Annotated in this window: 2 protein-coding genes; both read right to left on the bottom strand. The window is 71.2% G+C overall.

Going from position 1 to position 2,259, the window contains the following annotated elements; genetic code table 11:
• Positions 1-56: 56 nt before the first annotated feature.
• Positions 57-1,115, bottom strand: coding sequence for a 2,3-butanediol dehydrogenase (locus tag IG08_RS0153105; RefSeq protein WP_030622010.1), 1,059 nt, complete (start codon positions 1,113-1,115; stop codon positions 57-59).
• Between the two features lie 41 nt (positions 1,116-1,156).
• Complete coding sequence (locus IG08_RS0153100; RefSeq protein ID WP_052425359.1) at positions 1,157-1,882, bottom strand: enoyl-CoA hydratase/isomerase family protein; 726 nt, start codon at positions 1,880-1,882, stop codon at positions 1,157-1,159.
• Positions 1,883-2,259: the final 377 nt, after the last annotated feature.

Genomic DNA, 2,259 nt, shown 5'->3' with positions numbered 1-2,259 from the left:
ACTCACGGACCATGTCCTGCAGAGCCCGGGTCTCCTCCGGCAGATCGAAATCCATGTCACAGTCCCTTCGGGGTCAGCAGAACCTTGAGATGACGGGCCCGGTCAGCTGCCAGATCCGCGAAGACCTCGACCCCCTCCGCCAGCGAGAAGGTCCCGGTCACCAGAGCCGAGGCGTCGAGGCGTCCGGTGCTCATCAGGTCGATCACCCGGGGGATGTCGAAGTTGTAGCCGAGGGTGCCGACCACGGAGCGCTCGTAGAAGACGAGTTGTCCCATGTCGAACTCGACGCTGCCGTGGCCGACGCCCGCGAGCACGACCCGTCCGCCGCGCCGGACCGTGGTCACGGCCTGGGCCGCGAGCGCGGGGACGCCGGTCGCGTCGATGACGACGTCCGGGCCGATCCGGCCGGTCTTCAGGAACACCTCACGGCGTACGTCCGTCTCGCGCGGGTCGTAGGCTTCGGTGACGCCGATGCCGAGCAGCAACTCGCGGCGCCCGGCGAGAGGTTCGCTGACGTAGAGCCCGGCTGCTCCCGCGATGCGGGCGGCGAGGACCACGGCGACGCCGATCGGTCCGCCGCCGACGACTAGGACGTTGTCGCCCGGCCGGACACCGGCCCGGGTGACCGCATGCAGGCCGACCGCCAGGGGCTCGGCCACCGCCGCCATCTCGTCGCTCACGTTGTCGGGCAGCCGGGTCAGCCCGGCGAGCGGCACGGTGACGCGCTCGGCGAAGGCACCGGGTGAGGCGAGACCGACCGAGCCGCTCTTGGGGCAGATGTGGTACTCGCCGCGGGCACACCAGAAGCACACCCCGCATCGCCACACCGGGTCGGCGGTCACCCGGTCGCCGACCGTGATGCCGGGCACCTCGCCGCCCAACTTCAGTACTGTTCCGCTGAATTCGTGGCCGAGGGCGAGGGGCGGAGCCGCGCCGGTCAGGGGATGCGGCCCCTCCCGGATCATGTGCGGGCCCTCGATGAACTCGTGCAGGTCGGTGCCGCACACCCCGCACCAGGACACCTCCACGACCGCCTCGTGCGGCCCGGGTTCGGGCAGCTCGGGCACCTCCTCCAGCCGCAGATCGCGTGCGCCGTGCCAGCGCAGTGCCTTCATGTCGTCCACCCCTTTCGTGTCGTACGGCCCCCGCGCGTCGGCTAGTTGTCGCGCGCCGGGCCTTCGAAGCGCGCCTTGCCTGGGCCGTGTTCGAGGAACGACTGGATTCCCGTGGCGGCGTCCGCCGTACCGAAGACCCCCGTGAACAGGGCCCGTTCGAGGGCGAGGCCGGCGCCCAGGCCGATGTCGGCACCGTGGTCCACCGCCTCCTTGATCGCCTCCAAGGCGGCCGGCGGACCCTCGGCGAGCCTCCGGGCGTACCCGAGCGCGGTGTCGTACACCTCCGCCGCGGGCACGACCTCGTCCACGAGACCGAGGCGCAGCGCCTCCTCCGCACCCACCCGGCGGCCGGTCATCAGCAGGTTCTTCGCCCGCGACGGCCCGATCAGCCGGGTCAGCCGCTGGGTGCCGCCCGAACCCGGCATGATGCCGAGCCGCACCTCCGGCTGGCCGAGGAGCGCGTCGTCGGCCGCCACCCGGTAGTCGGCGGCGAGTGCCAGCTCCAGGCCCCCTCCGAGCGCGTACCCGGTGACCGCCGCGACGACCGGCATCGGCAGCCGGGCCACCTCGTCGAAGGTCCGCTGCAGGGCACGGTTCCAGCCACGCACCTCCTCCGGCCCCATGGCTGCCAACGCCTTGACGTCCGCCCCGGCGGCGAACAGCCGCTCACCGCCGTACAGCACCACGGCCCGTACGTCAGGGGCGTCGGCCAGCTCGCGCACCCGGGCGGCGAGCTCCTCACGCTGGAGGGAGTCGAAGGCGTTCATCGGCGGGTTGTCGAGACGGACCGTGACAACGGGTCCGTCGGTATCGAGGCAGATGCGTGGTGGCACGGGGCCTCCTCGTCGGCGGCAGCGGCTCGGGATCGCGGGCGCGGGGACGGTTGTCGATGCGTACGCGTCGTCATAGAGTTCGGCACACAAGTTTTATAGACCAAGGGGTACACTAAATCTTGGGAGTGGGCAACCGACCGGTCGGAATATGCCCTTCCTCATGGACCGTGGCGAGCCGCATTCGCCACGCGGAGACAGAGCGAGAGAGAGCCGTGCACAATTTCGCGAGCATCCTCGATTACCACCTGACCCAGCGGCCCGACGCCGTCGCGATCACCCAGGACGACCGCCGCCTGACCGTGCGCGCCCTG

It is taken from the genome of Streptomyces fulvoviolaceus (genome assembly GCF_000718165.1).
Classification (GTDB): Bacteria; Actinomycetota; Actinomycetes; order Streptomycetales; family Streptomycetaceae; genus Streptomyces; species Streptomyces fulvoviolaceus.
This window is presented reverse-complemented; position numbering and strand designations above follow the sequence as displayed.

What these genes read in the sequence shown, in the direction of transcription:
- IG08_RS0153100 (WP_052425359.1), bottom strand. Translation starts at nt 1,882, where the DNA reads ATGAACGCCTTCGACTCCCTCCAGCGTGAGGAGCTCGCCGCCCGGGTG.
- IG08_RS0153105 (WP_030622010.1), bottom strand. Translation starts at nt 1,115, where the DNA reads ATGAAGGCACTGCGCTGGCACGGCGCACGCGATCTGCGGCTGGAGGAG.